Genomic DNA, 19,219 nt, shown 5'->3' on the forward strand with positions numbered 1-19,219 from the left:
GCTCTTTGTTCTCCAATCTAAAATACATCCGCCTCGCTTATTTAAGCTTTCTCTATCTGTATTACAGCCAGTTATTTAGACTGCTAAACACTGCTTTTGGATATTCTGCGAGTTAAAACATTTTTTTTACTACAGTCATTAGTTATTTCATCCAACAAACCGGACTTGATAACTAAAAAAGTGATTATAATCATATAATTAGATATAAGCCACCGAAAGAAAGGGAAATATGTTAGTTAGGCCAGTACATTCTATTATTAAATTTGATTAAATAATAATCTTCCGGGATGGTTATGATGCTTAGCAACCTGTTCGGACTAAAAAGCCGCTATCCTCTGCACATCCAGATTGCAGCCCTATTTACGTTGCTGATTGTCTCAATAGGCACGGTAATTATTATCTTTGGTCATAGCCAACTCACTAAATTGACGGAAATCAGCACCAATAGGCAATATCAAAAAACTGGCCAGGCAATTGCGGCCGAGTTAGATGCGGTGACCCGCCCGATGATGATGTCGGTTAATATTCTCGCCAGTATGCAAATTACAGAATTATCTACCCTTGAACAAAGAATGAACTTTGTGGGTAAGTTTATTGAAATCCTCAAGCAGAATAACTATGCCAGCGCTGTCTACAGTGCTTATCCTAATGGGGATTTCTTTATGCTGAGGCGTCTAACAGCGGCTAATCGCCTCTTATTTCATGCCCCTGAAGATGCGGAATGGATGATTCAAAGTAATCGCTTTCTCGATAGCTTGCCGGAAAAACGCTTTATCTATCTGAATAAACAGCAGCAAGTCATTGCCGTTATGCCTCGGGACAATGATAACTATGATCCCCGCCGGCGAGATTGGTTTATTTTAGCCTCGGCCAGCCCTACATTAATCACCTCCCCTATCTATATTTTCAAAGGCACAGGAGAGGCTGGTTTTACTTATAGCCGTCAGGCTGAGAATAAAAAGGCAATTATTGGACTCGATGTTTCATTAGCATCTTTATCACAATTTCTTGTCAGACAAAACTTACCGCCAGGCAGTCAGGCCATCATTATTAATTCTCGCGGTGAAGTTATCGCCAGCTTGCCAAAAATCAAAGAAAGCACAACAGTCTCTGCCAGTGCTGATAAACAAATTCCGGTATTGCAAGCATTGCTAAATGCTAAAGAAAATAGCACCGCCGCCAACAATCTTGATGACAATAGTGGTGATAGCATCATGTTTGAAGCACAAAATCAGCAATGGTATGGTGCTGTTGTCGATATTAATAACAATAACAATAAATATCAGTTAGTCATTGCGACTCCAGCCAGCTATCTAACTGCCGATGCTAACTCTATTCGTAATCATTCGACCTTTATTGCCTTTATTCTTCTGATGCTCAGCTTGCCGATTGTCTGGTACTTCTCCAGAAAAATATCTAACCCGCTTATTCGTCTCCGTAAAGATGCTGACTCCATCAGCAACTTATATTTCGAGGAGCACGAGGTAGAGCACTCGGTGATTGAAGAAGTGGATGAATTGCACAAATCAATGTCAAAAATGAAGTCGACGCTAAAACAGTTTATTTCCATGGGCAATATGCTGACAGCCGAAAGTAACTTCTTCCGTCAGATGCAGGGTTTATTGAGTGAAACCACGGAAATTGCAGCAATGACTGGGGGGATGATATTCCTCGCGGATAAAAATGAAGGGATCTTTACGCCAACGGCATTTCGCTGGAATGGTGAAAATATCCCTGTGGCAGAGATGTCTTCATTACAGGTAGCAGAAGATAATTTTGCCACCTTCCATCCCGTGCTGGAGGGGAAAACTATCACTGGCACATTGAATAAAGAAAATATATTCAGCCAATTGAAAGACTTCCTCCTGCCCTATTTACCGTTACGTTTTATTGCTGTGCCAATGAAAACGCATGATGAACAATTATTGGGCTTCTTGCTGCTCTTTAACCCTTATGTATTAAATACTGAACGTGAACGGTCAAAAATTCAGTTAGTTAATGCGCTGGTTGGTAGTTTGTCTGTTTCTGTAGAAACACAACGATTACTGCAAGAACAAAAAAATCTGCTCAATGCATTTATAGAGCTTATTGCCGGTGCAATAGATGCCAAGAGTGCTTATACCGGAGGGCACTGCCAGCGGGTACCTGAAATAACCAAAATGCTTGCCAAAGCCGCGGTTAATGTTAAAGAAGGGCCTTTTGCTGACTTTACTTTATCAGAGAATGAGTGGGAAGAACTGCATACAGCTTGCTGGTTACATGACTGTGGCAAGATAACAACACCAGAATTTGTTGTCGATAAATCAACAAAACTGGAATTAATTTATGACCGTATTCACGAGGTAAGAATGCGGTTTGAAGTATTAAAACGTGAGAAAGAAATTGCCTTCTTGCGCCGCCATGCCACCATCACGGCCAGTGAAGCTGACCAACAATTGCTGGCTGATGAATTGCGCCAGTTAGATGAAGATTTTTACTTTATCGCTAACTGTAATGTCGGCGGCGAATTTATGTCTGATGAAGCAATAACCCGTATCCAGCAAATTGCCGGTTATCGCTGGACGCGCACATTGGATGATAACGCTGGTATTGCTAATGAGGAACGAGCACGTAAAGCCCGGCAGCCAGCCGCATCATTGCCAGTACAAGAGCCTATGCTGGCAGATAAAGAAGAACATATTATTTATCGCGATAATAAAAACAGACGCCCAGAATATTATGATTTCAAAGTGCCAGAGCCAACCTTACTTTATAACCGTGGGGAGATTTATAACCTCAGTATTCGCCGTGGGACACTGACGGAAGAAGATCGCTATAAAATAAATGAGCATATTATGCAGACCATTGTAATGCTTAAAAAACTCCCCTTCCCGCGCACCATGGCGAATGTGCCCACTATTGCCGGCGGGCATCATGAACGGATGGATGGTAAAGGATATCCTTATCGACTCAATTATACCCAGATGAGTATTCCTGTCCGTATGATGGCCATTGCTGATGTTTTTGAAGCGCTGACCGCCGCCGATCGCCCTTATAAACCGGGGAAATTGTTATCTGAGGCACTGAACATCATGGTTAATATGGTGAACGAGAATCATCTGGATAGAGAGATATTTATCTTGTTCCTGCAATCGGGTATCTGGCATGAATACGCCGTGGCTCACTTGCAAGCCGATAAAGTGGATGTTATTGATGTATCGGCATTACTGCAAAGAATAGGTCATCAGAATATTACGTTGGCGGAGACGGCTTAAACACCAGCAGCAAGAAACGGAGTGTGCGCCAAACAGAATTGAGGCTAAGCTTTTCGCTTTTCACATGCACCATAAGGGAGTTTTTAAGCATGTTTTATAGCTACGGTGAAACAGAAATTAATCATCTCAAGCGGCGGGATAAAAAGATGGCGGCGGCCATCGATCGATTAGGGATGATAGCCCGCCCATTATCACCAGATCTATTTGCCGCATTAATCAGAAATATCGTTGATCAGCAAATATCGGTTAAAGCGGCGCTCACTGTTAATGCGCGCCTGGTGACTTTACTCGGTGCTGTTACACCAACGGCGATGGCAGCAGCGCCTATTGAGGCTATTCAAGCTTGTGGTATGACCATGAGAAAAGCCGGATACATTAAAGGAGCCGCAGATGCGGCACTCGATGGATCACTGGATTTATCAGCTATCTCGCAGTTACCCGATAATGACGTCATTACTCAGTTATCGAACCTTAACGGCGTGGGTATTTGGACGGCAGAAATGCTGCTTATCTCTTCACTTTCTCGCCCAGATATAGTCAGTTGGGGTGACCTGGCAATACGCCGAGGTATGATGAATTTATATCGCCATAAAACATTGCCGCGCGAGCGTTTTGAACGATATCGCCGCCGTTATACCCCTTATGGTACCACTGCATCACTTTATCTATGGGCATTGTCACACGAAGAATTTGAATAACATCTGTGGCGCAGTTATTGCCTTATATTATTCCTCAAGATATCGCCCGCCCATTCTATCTAATGCATTCGCCAGCCTTTTAATATTAACGCAGCCAGGTTTCGGCGTATCAAACCTCGAGCTGCAAGTATTTTTCATCTGCCCAACCCAATAAGCTTTAAGAATGGATAAATCGACTAATTTCATGCAGGCAATTCGCTCTTTCTTCACATAGCGATTACTGCAAACAGCTTCTGAAACTTTCATTATTGCCGGTTCGGCCAAGAGTGGTTGGAGTTCACTAGAGAATGAAAAAATAGGAAAAGAGACAAGGAATATCATTAAATAAATTCTCATTACAGCCACCTATATCAATTGATTTGAATAATAAATATCGCATCGAATTGTTACATAAATGTTGAATGAGATTTTGCTCACAGGTGCGAAGTTAATTATCACCATGAGAAAGAGACTCTCGGGCTGGCATTTCACTGCACAAAGCCCAAGTTATTTTAAGTCGTGCGGGGAGTCAGCAAAGATTTAAAATAATTAAACCCCCATATTCATTACGTCTTGATAAGCCGCAACCAGCTTATTACGTACCTGAATACCGAGCTGTAAAGAGACCGATGACTTCTGCATGTCCACCATCACATCATTCAGACCAACACCGGGGACGCCCAACTCAAAATTTTGTGCTTGGGTGCGAGCATGTTGCTGATTTTCACTGATTTTGCCAATTGCCGCTTTTAATTCACTGGCAAAACCGGCTTCTGCGGGCAATGTTTTCACCGAGTTAGATGCTTGCAATGCAGTGACCTGCAACTGCTGTAAAACCCCTTCGATACCTTGGACAGACATACTCACCCCAGAACATTCAGTTGTTCGAATAACATCATGACAAGTGAAGCGGCCAACACAGTTATTCACCGCCAGACCCGTATCACTTTTTTCAGGATGACACCCTAACACATCATTTTTGCGCTAAAGCGGCTAATTAGACACAAAAATACCGGCTAATTGAGCCATCAAACCACTCACTTACAGCAAATAATGGCGTGCCCACAAAAGGGGATATCAGTTATTGATGCTTTCACTTGGGAGTCTGTTTTGTTTCGACACACTAGTTACACAAAGAATACTCACTCAAACGTTGTTCAGCTTGGCCAAGGACGTGTATGAATGCCTCGATAACCGGCGGTGAAAATCGTGAAAATACCTTTGCGACGACACTGGCACGCCTACGCGCGAATCCAAAAATCCCACTGCTGATTGCAGCCGCAGCCGCTATCGCTATTATTGTCGCGCTGATGTTATGGGCTAAAAGCCCAGATTATCGCGTTCTTTATAGCAACCTGAGTGATCGTGACGGTGGCGAGATCGTCACACAACTGACACAACTGAATATTCCTTACCGCTTCGCTGATAATGGCGGGGCGTTGTTGATCCCGGCGGATAAAGTACATGAAACCCGCCTGCGTTTGGCACAGCAAGGTTTACCTAAAGGTGGTGCAGTCGGTTTCGAGCTGCTGGACCAGGAAAAATTTGGCATTAGCCAATTCAGTGAGCAAGTTAACTACCAGCGGGCGCTGGAAGGTGAACTCGCCCGGACTATCGGCACTCTGGGGCCAGTACTGAATGTACGAGTCCATTTGGCGATGCCAAAACCCTCACTGTTTGTCCGCGAACAAAAATCACCGACTGCCTCGGTAACACTCGCCTTGCAACCTGGCCGTGCACTTGATGACGGTCAGATTAACGCTATCGTGTATATGGTATCCAGCAGTGTGGCTGGCTTACCACCGGCTAACGTCACCGTGGTCGATCAGACTGGTCGTTTGCTGACGCAATCTGACAGCGCCGGTCGCGACTTAAATGCGGCACAACTCAAATTTACCAATGAAGTTGAAAACCGCTTCCAGCGCCGCATTGAAACCATTCTGGCCCCTATGGTCGGCAGCGGGAATGTGCATGCTCAGGTGACTGCCCAAGTTGATTTCGCCAGCCGCGAACAGACTGACGAAGAGTACAAACCGAATCAGGCAGCCAACCAAGGCGCAGTACGTTCTCAGCAAGTCAGCTCCAGTGAACAACTGGGCGGCACCAATGTTGGTGGCGTGCCGGGGGCATTGTCTAACCAACCTTCAGCCACGCCGGTCGCGCCGATTGAAGTGCCTCAGCCTGCTGCTGCGGCACCCGGTGCTGCGGGTGCAGCCGCGAATAATGCCAATGCGGCGAATCGCCCTGCAACAACCCGGCCGACAGCGACATCCAGTAATAGTCGCCATGACCAAACCACTAACTTCGAAGTTGACCGCACTATCCGCCACACCCAGCAGCAAGCGGGCATGGTACAGCGCCTCTCCGTCGCCGTGGTGGTTAATTACGGCAGTGATAAAGCGGGCAAACCTATTGCCTTGACTAAAGATCAACTGGCGCAGGTGGAATCTCTGACCCGCGAGGCGATGGGCTTCTCCACTAATCGTGGCGACACCTTAAATGTGGTGAACACGCCATTTAATGCCACCGATGATGCCTCCGGCAATACCCTGCCATTCTGGCAACAACCGTCCTTCTTTGATCAGTTGCTGAATGCGGGTCGTTATCTGCTGATCTTGCTGGTGGCTTGGATCTTATGGCGCAAACTGGTTCGTCCATTAATTGCCAAGAAACAAATTGCTGATAAAGCAGCGGCCTCGGTCAATAACATTGTTCAGACCGCGCAAGCCACTGAAACGGCGAAACAGAGTAAAGAAGAGCTGGCCTTACGTAAGAAAAATCAGCAGCGGGTAAGTGCTGAAGTTCAGGCCCAGCGTATACGCGAACTTGCGGATAAAGACCCACGTGTTGTCGCGCTGGTTATCCGTCAATGGATGAGTAATGACCAATGAGCCTGACCGGAACTGAAAAAAGCGCCATCATGCTGATGACTCTGGGTGAAGACCATGCCGCCGAGGTGTTTAAGCACCTCTCCTCGCGCGAAGTGCAACAGCTCAGTACCACTATGGCGAGTATGCGTCAGGTCTCTCATCAGCAGTTGGTTGATGTCTTGGCTGAGTTTGAAGACGATGCCGAGCAATATGCGGCTCTGAGTGTCAATGCCAGCGATTATCTGCGCACCGTGCTGATAAAAGCCTTGGGGGAAGAGCGTGCGTCCAGCTTGTTGGAAGATATTCTGGAATCACGCGAAACCACCAGTGGTATGGAAACACTCAACTTTATGGAACCGCAGATGGCGGCCGACCTGATCCGCGACGAGCATCCGCAGATCATCGCCACCATTTTGGTTCACCTCAAACGCGCTCAGGCCGCCGACATTCTGGCCCTGTTCGACGAGCGCCTGCGCAACGATGTCATGTTGCGTATCGCCACCTTTGGCGGTGTTCAACCCGCGGCGTTGGCTGAATTAACTGAAGTGCTGAACAACCTGCTCGATGGCCAGAATCTCAAACGCAGCAAAATGGGCGGTATCCGCACCGCAGCCGAGATTATCAACCTGATGAAAACACAGCAGGAAGAGACGGTTATGGAAGCGGTACGCGAATATGACGGCGAGCTGGCACAGAAAATTATCGACGAAATGTTCCTGTTCGAGAACTTGGTCAGTGTCGACGACCGCAGCATTCAGCGTTTGCTACAAGAGATCGACAACGAGTCGCTGTTGATTGCATTGAAAGGTGCGGATCAAGCACTGCGCGAGCGCTTCCTCAGCAATATGTCACTGCGTGCAGCAGAAATCTTGCGCGACGACTTGGCAACCCGCGGACCGGTGCGTATGTCACTGGTGGAAAACGAACAGAAAGCTATTTTGCTCATCGTCCGTCGTTTGGCGGAAAGCGGCGAGATAGTCATCGGTGGCGGCGAGGATATCTATGTCTGATCGGATTAATACCCTGCCCTGGCAGCCCTGGTCACTTAACGATTTCGCCAGCCAGCCCGAGCCTATCGCTGCATCCACGGCGCCAGATATCAGCATGCTGTTTACTGATGAGCCGGGTACCGAGACTGAGCCCACTGCCGTTGATGAGCAACAAACACTGATAAACCTGCAACTCGAAGCTGAGAAGCAAGGCCGGCAACAAGGTTTTGCCAAAGGGCTGCAAGAAGGTCTGGATAAAGGTTATCAAACCGGTCTTGAAGAGGGTCATCAGCAAGCTTTGGCTGATGCCGAGAAACAACTGGCCCCGATAACTGCCCACTGGCAACTGCTGGTTAACGACTTCCAAAGCACTCTGGATGCACTGGATAGCGTCATTGCTTCGCGGCTTATGCAGATGGCGCTGGCGGCAGCCAAACAGATTTTGGGTCAACCCGCAATTTGTGATGGCACCGCCTTGCTCGCCCAAATCCAGCAGATGATTCAGCAAGAACCGATGTTTGCCGGTAAGCCGCAATTACGAGTGAATCCGAATGACTTAGCCGTGGTTGAACAGCGTTTAGGCACCACCCTGAGTCTGCATGGCTGGCGTTTATTGGGTGATAGTCAAATTCATCCGGGCGGCTGCAAGGTCAGTGCCGAAGAAGGCGACTTGGATGCCAGTCTGGCGACTCGCTGGCATGAACTGTGTCGGCTGGCAGCACCGGGAGAATTATGATGACCGCCCGTCTTGGTCGCTGGCTCACCTCTTTGGATAAATTCGAAGAGCGTATCAGCCAATCAACCACCATCCGCCGTTATGGGCGATTGACGCGAGCGACGGGTCTGGTGCTGGAAGCCACCGGCCTACAGTTGCCATTGGGTGCAACTTGTCTGATTGAACGCCACGATAACGGCGAAGTTCAGGAAGTTGAGAGTGAAGTGGTCGGCTTTAATGGCCAGCGTCTGTTCCTGATGCCACTGGAAGAAGTGGAAGGCATTGTGCCCGGCGCTCGTGTCTATGCGCGAGTCACAACCGGTGGTGCCTCGGCCAGCAAGCAGCTACCTCTTGGCCCAGAATTACTGGGACGAGTGCTGGACGGCAGTGCCAAACCGCTTGATGGTTTACCGGCACCTGAAACCGGCTATCGCGCCCCCCTGATTACCCCGCCCATCAACCCATTGCAGCGCACCGCAATTGAGCAGGTCTTGGATGTTGGCGTGCGCACTATTAATGCCCTGCTGACGGTAGGTCGCGGCCAGCGTATGGGGCTGTTTGCTGGTTCTGGGGTTGGTAAAAGTGTGCTTCTGGGGATGATGGCCCGCTACACCCAGGCTGATGTGATTGTCGTTGGGCTAATCGGTGAACGTGGGCGCGAAGTAAAAGACTTTATCGAGAATATTCTCGGCGCTGAAGGTCGTGCCCGTTCGGTGGTGATAGCGGCTCCTGCCGATGTCTCGCCGCTACTGCGCATGCAGGGCGCGGCTTATGCCACCCGCATTGCAGAAGATTTTCGCGATCGCGGCCAGCACGTCTTGCTGATTATGGACTCCCTCACTCGCTATGCTATGGCACAACGTGAAATCGCGCTGGCTATTGGTGAACCTCCGGCGACCAAGGGTTATCCACCGTCCGTATTTGCCAAATTACCCGCACTGGTTGAACGCGCCGGTAACGGGGTATCCGGTGGCGGCTCCATTACCGCATTTTATACCGTATTAACCGAAGGCGATGACCAGCAAGACCCTATCGCTGACTCGGCGCGCGCCATTCTTGACGGCCACGTGGTGTTATCACGCCGGCTGGCTGAATCCGGCCACTACCCGGCTATCGATATTGAAGCCTCAATCAGCCGTGCCATGACCTCGCTGATTGATGAGAACCATTACAGTAAAGTTCGACAATTCAAGCAGTTACTGGCTAGCTTCCAGCGTAACCGCGATTTGGTCAGTGTCGGTGCCTATGCCGCAGGTAGCGACCCTTTATTGGATAAGGCCATAGCCCTGTATCCACAAATGGAAATTTTCTTACAGCAAGGCATGTTCGAGCGTAGCAGCTATGAAGATGCCTGCCAGCACTTGAAGAGTCTGTTCCCTGGCTAATCGCCAGTCGATGACGTCCCTGCTATCCCACCTGATGCTCAACGACATTAGAGTAAGGGTGTAAATGAGGAATACGATGAAAAATCAGTCACCTCTCGTTACCCTGTGCGAACTGGCCCAAAAGGCCGTTGAACAGGCAACTACTCAGCTGGGGCAAGCTCGCCTGTCCTATCAAAATGCTGAGCAGCAACTCACCATGTTGCTGTCTTATCAGGATGAATATCGGGTGCGGTTGAATGACACCCTGAGTAACGGGATGGCCTCCTCCAGCTGGCAAAATTATCAACAATTTATTCAAACATTGGAGCAAGCCATTGATCAACATAGAAATCAGTTGGCTCAATGGAATGTCAAAGTTGAACAGGCAGTTAAACACTGGCAAGAGAAACAGCAGCGGTTAAACGCATTTGAGACATTGCAAGAGCGCGCCGATACCACCGCACGCCTGCAAGAAAACCGTTTGGATCAAAAATTGATGGATGAGTTCGCCCAGCGCGCCTCACAAAGGAGTCTAAATTCATGAATCTGTCTTTATTGCCTACTGCTGCAGCCTCAACAACAGCAACTGCCGGTGAAGCTGAGGGCGCAGCATCCTCATCCTCCATTGCTGCACTGTTTACCGATGCGGGGCTGCCGGCTGATTTTGCCAAATTATTGGGTGACCAACTGGGCAAAGAGCTTACTGCCATTGATGCTTCGACACTGAAATCCTCTCTGGCCGCCACGACCGATATCACCGCCGATGTTGACGGTGGCAAATCAATCACGGGTAACAGCAAACTGAATCAGTTGTTGGCTGCATTAGGCGACATCAGTGCCACACTGCCCGCGGGCCTGACTCATGCAGGGCAAACCGGGGATGCCGCCGGTATCAAAAAAACCACAGCAAATGATGATAGCGCGTTGGATAAAACCAGCGATAAAGTCGATCTTGCTGCATTGCAAACCTTGTTGGCCATGTTGCCCCATCAGGTTGCCAACACTCTGGGAACTGCCAGTTCTGGGCAAAAAACCAATGCCAATGGCCTAACCGATAGCAAGAGCAGTACCAAGCAGGATATCGCCGCGCTGACTAACCTAACCTCGCAAGATAAAGGTTTAGCTGCATTGATTGGCGGCACGCTGGGCAATGTGAAGAGTGATAAAACCACCAATGGTGATGTACTGCCCGCGACAACCGCCAAATCTAAAACAGCAGCAGCGCAAGATAAACTGGGCCCGTTGAGTGCGAAAGATACTGACCACAACGCCAAAGTGGCACCATTAGCCGCGCAGGTCGAGACCGCCGTCACCTCAGCAACAGTAGACAAAACCTTAGTCAGCTCAAGTATCGTCACGCCGTCTCTGCCGCCAGTTTCTAGCCCAGTGTTATCAACCACCGCCAGCCCCCTGGTCAGCCCCCCGGCTAGCGGCCATTTAAGCGCACAATTAGGCAGCCAGGAATGGCAGCAATCACTTGGGCAACAAGTGGTTATGTTCAGTCGTAATGGGCAGCAAAATGCTGAATTACGCTTAAATCCGCAAGAGTTAGGTGCGCTCCAGATCAGCCTTAAAATAGAAGATAACCAGGCTCAATTGCATTTTGCTTCAGCGCATAGCCAAGTTCGGGCCGCTATCGAAGCGGCGATGCCCAGTTTGCGCAGCGCATTAGCTGAAAATGGTATCCAACTAGGCCAAAGCAGTGTCGGCAGCGAAGGGCAATGGCAGCAAGCACAGCAACAGAGCCAGCAAAATCAACAAGGTTTTGCATCTCGTGGTCAACCGGGCTATGGCGAAATTGCCTCGGGCGAGGCTGTAACCAGCACCCCACTGACCACCCCAGCCGCATTGCAGGCACTGGCAAATGGCAAGGGTGGCGTTGATATTTTCGCCTAAAATTGCTGTTAGTTTCAGCAAAAGGTGACAAACGAGTAAGTTAGGCCGTTTTTCGCCACCTATTCTGCCCATTGGGATTAAGGATGCGCGGGATAATCATCAGTAATAATTCGGATAACCTGGGGTGACCTGCCCCAGATTATTATCGTGGTTCACCGGTTTGATACCGAAACAGGAACTTGTCTTCTCCATGTCTGAAAATACCTTCCCGGCCAAGCGTAAGAGTTCGATCTGGGTGATCCTGCTGGTGCTGATTGCGGTGGCAGCAACTGCGGGTGGCGGTTATAGCTGGTGGCTGCTCAATAAGAGTAAACCTGCCACGGCAAAAGCTGCCCCGGTTTCCCCGGTGTTCATGCCACTGGAGACCTTCACGGTCAATCTGATCACGCCAGATAACAATCTGGATCGTGTGCTTTATATCGGGCTGACCTTAAGGCTACCTGACGATACCACTCGCGCAAAACTCAATGACTATCTGCCGGAAGTGCGCAGCCGCTTGCTGTTGCTGCTCTCCCGTCAGTCCGCCGATAGCCTGTCTAATGAAGAAGGCAAACAGCGCTTAGTCGGTGAAATTAAAAACGTTCTTAGCCCGCCAATGGTTAAAGGCCAACCTAATCAGGTAGTCAGCGATGTGCTGTTTACCGCATTTATATTGCGATAATCATTATGGGCGATAGCATTCTTTCACAAGCAGAGATTGACGCACTGTTAAACGGTGACAGCGGTGGTGAAGAACCTGAAGCTGTAACGGGAAGCGAGACAGACGTTAAACCTTATGATCCAACGACCCAGCGCCGTGTAGTTCGTGAACGGCTACATGCGCTGGAGATCATTAATGAGCGGTTTGCCCGCCAGTTCCGAATGGGGCTGTTTAACCTGTTACGTCGCAGCCCAGACATCACGGTTGGCCCGATTAAAATTCAGCCATATCATGATTTTGCTCGAAATCTGCCAGTTCCGACTAACCTCAACTTGATCCATCTGAAGCCATTACGCGGCACTGCGCTGTTCGTTTTCGCACCGAGTTTGGTGTTTATTGCTGTAGATAACTTGTTTGGTGGCGATGGCCGTTTCCCGACTAAAGTAGAAGGTCGTGAGTTTACCCACACCGAACAACGCGTGATCAACCGGATGCTGCGGCTGGCGCTGGATGCTTACCGCGACGCTTGGGCTCCTATCTATAAAATAGATGTGGAATATGTTCGTTCCGAAATACAGGTGAAATTTACCAATATCACCACCTCCCCTAACGATATCGTGGTCACCACACCTTTCCATGTGGAAATCGGTGCGTTGAGTGGTGAGTTTAACATCTGTATTCCGTTCGCCATGATCGAGCCATTGCGTGAGCTGCTGACCAACCCGCCACTGGAGAACTCCCGTCAGGAAGATAGCCATTGGCGTGAAACACTGGTCAAGCAAGTTCAGCATTCCGAGCTGGAGCTGGTCGCAAACTTTGTAGATATCCCGCTAAGACTGTCGCAGATACTCAAGCTGCAACCCGGGGATGTGCTGCCGATAGATAAACCGGATCGACTGATTGGTCATGTCGACGGCGTACCGGTACTGACCAGTCAGTATGGGACATTAAACGGGCAATATGCCCTACGTGTTGAACATTTGATTAACCCTATTTTGAATGCTCTGAATGAGGAACAGCCCAATGAGTGACCCTAAGCTTCCGTCTGACGATGGAAAGGAATCCGTGGACGATCTGTGGGCTGATGCGTTTAATGAGCAGCAAGCAGCGGATAAGCCAGCGGCCACCACCGAAGGCGTATTTAAATCACTGGAAGCGCCAGATGGACTGGGTAACCTACAGGATATCGATTTAATTCTGGATATCCCGGTGAAGCTGACTGTTGAGTTAGGTCGCACCAAAATGACGATCAAAGAGTTGCTGCGCTTGTCCCAAGGCTCGGTGGTTTCCCTTGATGGTCTGGCGGGCGAGCCACTGGATATTCTGATTAACGGTTATCTGATTGCTCAGGGTGAAGTGGTGGTGGTGGCAGATAAATACGGCGTACGTATCACTGACATCATTACCCCGTCAGAACGTATGCGTCGTCTGAGTCGCTAATGACCGCAGCACAGACCGTGACAGCAACGGATTCGACCACTGCATCTGATGTGCCGGTGGCCGTTAATACACCGGCAGTTAGTCAGCCGGTTGTTAACTCATCGATTGTTAACCCAGCAGTTGTTAACCCAGCAGTTGTTAACCCAGCAGTTGTTAACCCATCGGTTGTTAATTCATCAGTTGTTAGTCCATTAACTACAGCGCAAACACCGGTTACCGGATTTGCTGCCAGTCACCCGGGCGTCGCTTCGCAGCAAACTGCACCAGCAATGCCCGCTGGCACGGTATTAACACAAGTCGGCAGCGTATTAGGTGGCATTCTCCTGCTGATTTTGTGCGGCGCGTGGTTGGTTCGTCGCTTAGGTTTTGCACCGCAGGCGCGCAACAATAAGTTATTGAATGTACGGGCTAGCTGTCAGGTCGGTCAACGCGAACGGGTCGTGATTGTGGAAGTTGACAATACCTGGTTGGTATTAGGCGTTACCGCGCAAAATGTCACCCAACTTCATACTCTGCCCCGCCCACCCGTTGATGAAGCAAGTCCCGAGTCATCGCCAAATAGTGCGAAACCGGCTGATTTTCGCCAACTACTGAACAAGCTACTGAAACATCCGGAAAAATCGGCATGATGTCTCTGCGTCCGCTAATGAATAAAGCTCCCCTGTTGCTACTCACCCTGCTCTGCTCCCCGGCAGCATTGGCCCAATTGCCTGGCATTATCAGCCAACCCCTGGCCAATGGTGGGCAAAGTTGGTCGCTACCGGTACAGACATTAGTCTTTATTACCACCCTGAGTTTTCTGCCCGCCGCCTTACTGATGATGACCAGTTTTACGCGCATCATTATTGTGTTGGGTTTGCTGCGTAACGCACTGGGTACTCCTTCAGCACCACCGAATCAGGTCATGCTGGGTTTAGCGCTATTTTTGACCTTCTTTATTATGTCGCCGGTATTCGACAAAGTTTATCAAGATGCTTATCTGCCCTTTAGTCAGGACAAGATAAGTATGGAAGTGGCGATGGATAAAGGCTCGCAGCCGCTGCGTGAATTTATGCTGCGTCAAACCCGTGAATCAGACCTGGCACTCTATGCCCGCTTAGCCAATATACCGGCTCTGGAAGGGCCAGAAGTAGTCCCGATGCGGATCCTGCTGCCCGCCTATGTCACCAGTGAGCTGAAAACAGCTTTCCAAATCGGTTTTACCGTTTTTATTCCTTTTTTGATTATCGATCTGGTGGTGGCCAGCGTACTGATGGCCCTGGGGATGATGATGGTTCCGCCGGCCAGTATCTCGCTCCCCTTCAAGTTGATGCTGTTTGTTTTAGTTGATGGTTGGCAACTGTTGCTGGGTTCACTGGCGCAAAGTTTCTATAGCTGATGCTATTTAGCTGAAAACACAGTTATTTATAATCACGGTTAGGCAAGAGGTAGATACGTCATGACACCAGAATCGGTAATGGCACTCGGCGTCGAGGCAATGAAAATCGCCCTTGCACTGGCCGCTCCACTGTTATTAGCTGCCCTGATAAGCGGTTTGATTGTCAGCTTGTTGCAGGCCGCCACGCAGATTAACGAAATGACCTTGTCATTTATCCCGAAAATTTTGGCGGTCTTCGCGACCATGGTTATTGCTGGCCCATGGATGCTGAGCTTGATTCTTGATTACATGCGTAATTTGTTTACCAGCCTGCCAACGTTGATTGGCTAATATGCTCTCTCTCGATACCACCCAACTTAGCATCTGGGTCAGCCAATATTTCTGGCCGTTAGTCCGGGTATTGGCCCTGATCACTACCGCCCCCGTATTAAGCGAGAAGCAGATAAACCGCAAAGTCAAAGTCGGTTTAGCGGTGTTAATTACTTTTCTGATTGCTCCCTCGCTACCGCCGGTCAATATTCCATTGGTCTCTGCCGGTGCAGTGTGGGTAGCGGCCCAACAGGTATTGATTGGCGTCGCCATCGGGTTAACCATGCAGTTTGCCTTTGCCGCTGTCCGGCTGGCCGGTGAGGTGATTGGGTTACAAATGGGGCTCTCTTTTGCCACCTTCTTTGACCCCTCCGGCGGGCCGAATATGCCGGTGCTCGCCCGTTTGCTAAACTTGCTGGCGATGCTGTTATTCCTCGCGTTCGACGGCCATCTGTGGTTAATTTCACTGCTGGCCGACAGTTTCCATACCTTACCTATTCAGTTCGAACCACTGAATGGCAATGGATTCCTGGCATTAACGCAGGCCGGTTCCTTGATCTTTATGAATGGACTGATGCTGGCATTACCCCTCATTACCTTACTGCTCACTCTCAACATGGCGCTGGGCATGCTCAACCGCATGACACCGCAACTTTCTGTGTTTGTTATCGGTTTCCCGCTGACCTTGACGGTCGGTATTATTTCTCTTGGTTTAATTATGCCGCTACTGGCACCCTTCTCAGAGCATCTGTTTGGTGAGTTTTTTGATCGTCTGGCGGGTGTATTGAGTGGACTGGCAAGCTAGGAGAGAGACTGTGGGGCGAACCCCACAGGCAGAAGACGGTTTATTTATTCAGTTGGAACAGAGACATGCCCTGCATATTGGTGAATGTGGTGTAGGAAGCCTGTAATGCGGCTTGCTGCATGACATATGAGGAGATAGCCGACGTCCAATCCACATCAACTAAATCACTTAATCGCTGCTTATTGCTCAATGTGCGGTCACTACCCAGGCTATCAAGGTTATCTAGCTCTTGCAGTTGCGTGCCCACTTCAGCCTGAACAGAAAGTACATTATTCAATGAGTTAGCCATACCGCGAATACCTTTATCCATATCCGCTGTCGCCTGATCCTTAACCGCATCCGTCGCCCCACTCAATGGCGTCTTCAACGATTTTAAAACAGTATCGATGGTATTAAAGACATTGGCTTCAGCGGCAACTGGAACACCATTGACATCATCAGGCTCTGGTTTTGCATTACTGGTCAGCGCCATAAACACACTGGAACCGGTATGCCCTACTGTCATCGAGCGGCTAGCATCTACTTTTTGCTCAATCGCGACATCACCACCTTGATAAGTGACTTCACCCGTCGCACTCATCACAAAGGGTGGTTTGTCACTTTTAAAAGCGGCAAAAGCGTAGCGACCATTGCCATTGGTGGAGTTAGCCTGGTTGAGTAACTGATCTTTTAAACCCTGTAACTGAGTCGCATAGGAGGCGCGATCATCGTCACTCAAAATGTCACTTTTGGCACTGATGATAATGCTCTGGATTGACTGAATGGTGCTGGTAACTTGCTCTAGCGTTTTAGTCTCCTGCGACAACTCGTTGCGGGCAAAGCTACGCGCTAATGCATATTGATTATTTTCTGATTGAGCTTGCGACACCATCACCGCTTGGGATGCCGCCATCGGATCATCCGACGGGTTAACCACGCGCTTACCGGTAGAGAGTTGTTGACCCGACTGCATCCAAAGGGATTGGGCATTAGTGACGCCCTGCATAGTTTGCTGATAAATCATGCTGGTACTTAAGCGCACAATGTCAGTTCCTTTTAGCAACAGTTAAGTCAGCAATAGACTGACTTAACTCGAAATAAGATAAGTGGCGGCGCATCATTCTGCCGCCGCCAAAAAATTTAGCCACGAATACTCAGCAGCGCATCAAACAGGGTTGATGCGGTTTGCATAACTTGCGCATTGGCCAAGTAATATTGTTGGAAGCGCTGTAAATCGCCATACTCTTCATCCAGGTTCACCCCGGAAATAGACTGCTGTTCGGCCGTCAACTGAGTCACAATATTGGCTTGCGCGGTACTGTTGGTTTTCGCGGTATTGGTCTGGTTACCGACGTTACTGACTAACCCGGCGTAAGCACCAGAAAGTGTTGCTTTACCACCCACCAATTTTTGAGTTTGTAGATCTAATAAAGCTTTAGCATTGACGTTGTCACTCTCACCACCGTCTGCGGTACCGGCAGCCGCAATTTTACTGGAATCTGTAATAGCTACCTGAAAATTGGCGGCCACATTAGACACCGTTTTTACGGTGAATTTATCTCTGGCTTCTGCTCCTGCGGTGCCGTTATCAATAGTGACGGCAACACCATCAAAACTTAAACCGGTAGTGTTACCACTGGCATCTTTCACCGGATTTGCCGGAACTTTGGTGTTATCTGACAAACGAGTCACTTGCCAGTCAGTGCCATCGAACTCAACGGTATAGTCACTGGCCTGGACTTTGGAGGTATCGGTGTAAGCGACAGTCAGGCTTGCATCCCCCTGATTTCTAGCATTTTTCAGCACAGTAGGATCGGCAAAACTAAAGAAGTCGGTACCAGCATCTCCGTTGGCATCAAACCCGGCTTTATGTTGAGTATTGAAGCTATCCGCCATCACCAGTGCCAATTGACCTAATTGGTTACGGGCGCTATCCAGAGCTTCACTCCGAAATTTCAAGGTACCGCCAAGGCTACCGGTCATCAGACGACTTTCATCCACTTCCAGTGTTGTACCACTACCATATTTGTAGCCAATGGCTAATCGGGTGGCATCAGCGCTAGAAGGTATCGCTTCAACATGATAAGAACTTGGTCCCTGAACCAAAGGCAAACCGTTAGCAAAGGAGACGTTATAAGCATCGCCATCTTGTTGAGTAACAGTCACCCCCACAATCTGATTCAGCTCGGTTACTAGTTGATCACGCTGATCAAGTAGTGCATTCGGTTCACTGCCACTGCTGCCGCGTAGACGGGTAATTTGGTCATTTAACTTGGCGATTTGATCGGCATAGTTATTAATCTTAGTAACACTTTCAGTAATCTTTTGGTTGACGCCATTATCCATGTCACGCAGGTACTTATCCGCATTCTGGAATTGATTAACCAAGCCTTCCGCCTTACCCAGCACAGTTTTTCGCGCCGCATCGTCACCTGCATTACTGACTAAGTTTTGCAAATTGCTGAAGAAGTCTTGCATTGTGACCGAGAGATTATTGGAAGAGTTAGACAGCAAATTATCAATTTGTGAAACTTGCTGATAATAGGTGGTTAAGCCACTGCTCTGAGTCTGAGCTGAACGCAATTGGTTGGTAATAAAGGAGTTATATTCGCGATTCACACCCGTCACTGTGACACCATTACCAACAAATCCTGCCGGACTTAGTGTACCGCCGCTTTGAGCAAAAATAGTGTTCTGGCGGTTATAGCCCGCGACTTGGTAATTGCTGATGTTATTACTGACGGTGCTCAGGGCATATTGTGCTGCGCTCAGACCACTCATCGCAGTATTCATTAAACTATTGGACATGAAGAAATCCTTTTACAGCAGGCGATAACACGCGCGAACCTGCGTTTATTAATATTGGGATACTGCCTGAGGAAACCGAAGCCCCCGCACAGCCT

At 48.9% G+C, this 19,219-nt stretch carries 19 protein-coding genes; 15 read left to right on the top strand and 4 right to left on the bottom strand.

The window, feature by feature from the left end; all coding sequences use genetic code 11:
* Positions 1 to 296 precede the first annotated feature (296 nt).
* On the top strand, positions 297 to 3,254 hold the full coding sequence (locus FTA96_RS07135; protein WP_145573643.1) for an HD domain-containing phosphohydrolase: 2,958 nt from the start codon (positions 297 to 299) through the stop codon (positions 3,252 to 3,254).
* Between the two features lie 89 nt (positions 3,255 to 3,343).
* Positions 3,344 to 3,952 carry a DNA-3-methyladenine glycosylase family protein gene (locus tag FTA96_RS07140; protein WP_145573487.1) on the top strand — a complete coding sequence of 203 codons (609 nt, stop codon included), beginning with the start codon at positions 3,344 to 3,346 and terminating at the stop codon, positions 3,950 to 3,952.
* 27 nt (positions 3,953 to 3,979) lie between these two features.
* Here FTA96_RS07140 and FTA96_RS07145 read toward each other — a convergent pair whose 3' ends face one another.
* A complete protein-coding gene (locus FTA96_RS07145; protein WP_072077527.1) occupies positions 3,980 to 4,288 on the bottom strand; it encodes a hypothetical protein in 309 nt (102 codons plus the stop codon).
* Positions 4,289 to 4,480: 192 nt separating this feature from the next.
* Positions 4,481 to 4,792, bottom strand: a complete 312-nt coding sequence (gene fliE / locus FTA96_RS07150; protein WP_050106662.1) for a flagellar hook-basal body complex protein FliE — start codon at positions 4,790 to 4,792, stop codon at positions 4,481 to 4,483.
* A 317-nt stretch (positions 4,793 to 5,109) separates the two neighbouring features.
* On the opposite strand from fliE, the gene fliF reads away from it, so the two are divergent.
* The 13 genes from fliF (at position 5,110) to fliR (ending at position 16,337) form a co-directional block, all read left to right on the top strand.
* On the top strand, positions 5,110 to 6,822 hold the full coding sequence (fliF, locus tag FTA96_RS07155; protein ID WP_050106663.1) for a flagellar basal-body MS-ring/collar protein FliF: 1,713 nt from the start codon (positions 5,110 to 5,112) through the stop codon (positions 6,820 to 6,822).
* Entirely contained in the window at positions 6,819 to 7,811 is a 993-nt protein-coding gene (gene fliG, locus FTA96_RS07160; RefSeq protein ID WP_032910786.1) for a flagellar motor switch protein FliG, read from the top strand. The genes fliF and fliG overlap by 4 nt, the downstream gene beginning before the upstream one ends.
* A complete protein-coding gene (gene fliH, locus FTA96_RS07165) occupies positions 7,804 to 8,526 on the top strand; it encodes a flagellar assembly protein FliH (RefSeq protein ID WP_050106664.1) in 723 nt (240 codons plus the stop codon). The genes fliG and fliH overlap by 8 nt, the downstream gene beginning before the upstream one ends.
* On the top strand, positions 8,526 to 9,890 hold the full coding sequence (gene fliI, locus FTA96_RS07170; protein ID WP_050106665.1) for a flagellar protein export ATPase FliI: 1,365 nt from the start codon (positions 8,526 to 8,528) through the stop codon (positions 9,888 to 9,890). The genes fliH and fliI overlap by 1 nt, the downstream gene beginning before the upstream one ends.
* 76 nt (positions 9,891 to 9,966) lie before the next feature.
* Positions 9,967 to 10,413: a flagellar export protein FliJ gene (fliJ, locus tag FTA96_RS07175; protein ID WP_050106666.1), complete on the top strand. Its 447-nt coding sequence runs from the start codon at positions 9,967 to 9,969 to the stop codon at positions 10,411 to 10,413.
* Positions 10,410 to 11,765 carry a flagellar hook-length control protein FliK gene (locus tag FTA96_RS07180; RefSeq protein WP_186372860.1) on the top strand — a complete coding sequence of 452 codons (1,356 nt, stop codon included), beginning with the start codon at positions 10,410 to 10,412 and terminating at the stop codon, positions 11,763 to 11,765. The genes fliJ and FTA96_RS07180 overlap by 4 nt, the downstream gene beginning before the upstream one ends.
* A gap of 190 nt (positions 11,766 to 11,955) precedes the next feature.
* Positions 11,956 to 12,426, top strand: a complete 471-nt coding sequence (gene fliL / locus FTA96_RS07185) for a flagellar basal body-associated protein FliL (RefSeq protein ID WP_145534058.1) — start codon at positions 11,956 to 11,958, stop codon at positions 12,424 to 12,426.
* Between the two features lie 5 nt (positions 12,427 to 12,431).
* Positions 12,432 to 13,436 (top strand): flagellar motor switch protein FliM, encoded by a 1,005-nt coding sequence (gene fliM, locus FTA96_RS07190; RefSeq protein WP_050106669.1) that lies wholly within the window; start codon positions 12,432 to 12,434, stop codon positions 13,434 to 13,436.
* The gene (gene fliN, locus FTA96_RS07195; RefSeq protein WP_050106670.1) at positions 13,429 to 13,845 is read left to right on the top strand and encodes a flagellar motor switch protein FliN; all 417 of its coding nucleotides are present in this window, start codon (positions 13,429 to 13,431) and stop codon (positions 13,843 to 13,845) included. Before fliM ends, fliN begins: the two co-directional genes overlap by 8 nt.
* Complete coding sequence (fliO, locus tag FTA96_RS07200; protein WP_145573489.1) at positions 13,845 to 14,474, top strand: flagellar biosynthetic protein FliO; 630 nt, start codon at positions 13,845 to 13,847, stop codon at positions 14,472 to 14,474. Before fliN ends, fliO begins: the two co-directional genes overlap by 1 nt.
* Positions 14,471 to 15,223: a flagellar type III secretion system pore protein FliP gene (fliP, locus tag FTA96_RS07205; protein ID WP_050106672.1), complete on the top strand. Its 753-nt coding sequence runs from the start codon at positions 14,471 to 14,473 to the stop codon at positions 15,221 to 15,223. The genes fliO and fliP overlap by 4 nt, the downstream gene beginning before the upstream one ends.
* A gap of 60 nt (positions 15,224 to 15,283) precedes the next feature.
* Entirely contained in the window at positions 15,284 to 15,553 is a 270-nt protein-coding gene (gene fliQ, locus FTA96_RS07210; RefSeq protein WP_050075376.1) for a flagellar biosynthesis protein FliQ, read from the top strand.
* A gap of 1 nt (position 15,554) precedes the next feature.
* Positions 15,555 to 16,337: a flagellar biosynthetic protein FliR gene (gene fliR, locus FTA96_RS07215; RefSeq protein WP_004708175.1), complete on the top strand. Its 783-nt coding sequence runs from the start codon at positions 15,555 to 15,557 to the stop codon at positions 16,335 to 16,337.
* A gap of 40 nt (positions 16,338 to 16,377) precedes the next feature.
* Here fliR and flgL read toward each other — a convergent pair whose 3' ends face one another.
* Positions 16,378 to 17,358 carry a flagellar hook-associated protein FlgL gene (flgL, locus tag FTA96_RS07220; RefSeq protein WP_050106674.1) on the bottom strand — a complete coding sequence of 327 codons (981 nt, stop codon included), beginning with the start codon at positions 17,356 to 17,358 and terminating at the stop codon, positions 16,378 to 16,380.
* Between the two features lie 98 nt (positions 17,359 to 17,456).
* Positions 17,457 to 19,124, bottom strand: coding sequence for a flagellar hook-associated protein FlgK (flgK, locus tag FTA96_RS07225; RefSeq protein WP_050106675.1), 1,668 nt, complete (start codon positions 19,122 to 19,124; stop codon positions 17,457 to 17,459).
* Positions 19,125 to 19,219: the final 95 nt, after the last annotated feature.

The sequence above is a fragment of the Yersinia alsatica genome (genome assembly GCF_902170305.1).
GTDB lineage: Bacteria > Pseudomonadota > Gammaproteobacteria > Enterobacterales > Enterobacteriaceae > Yersinia > Yersinia alsatica.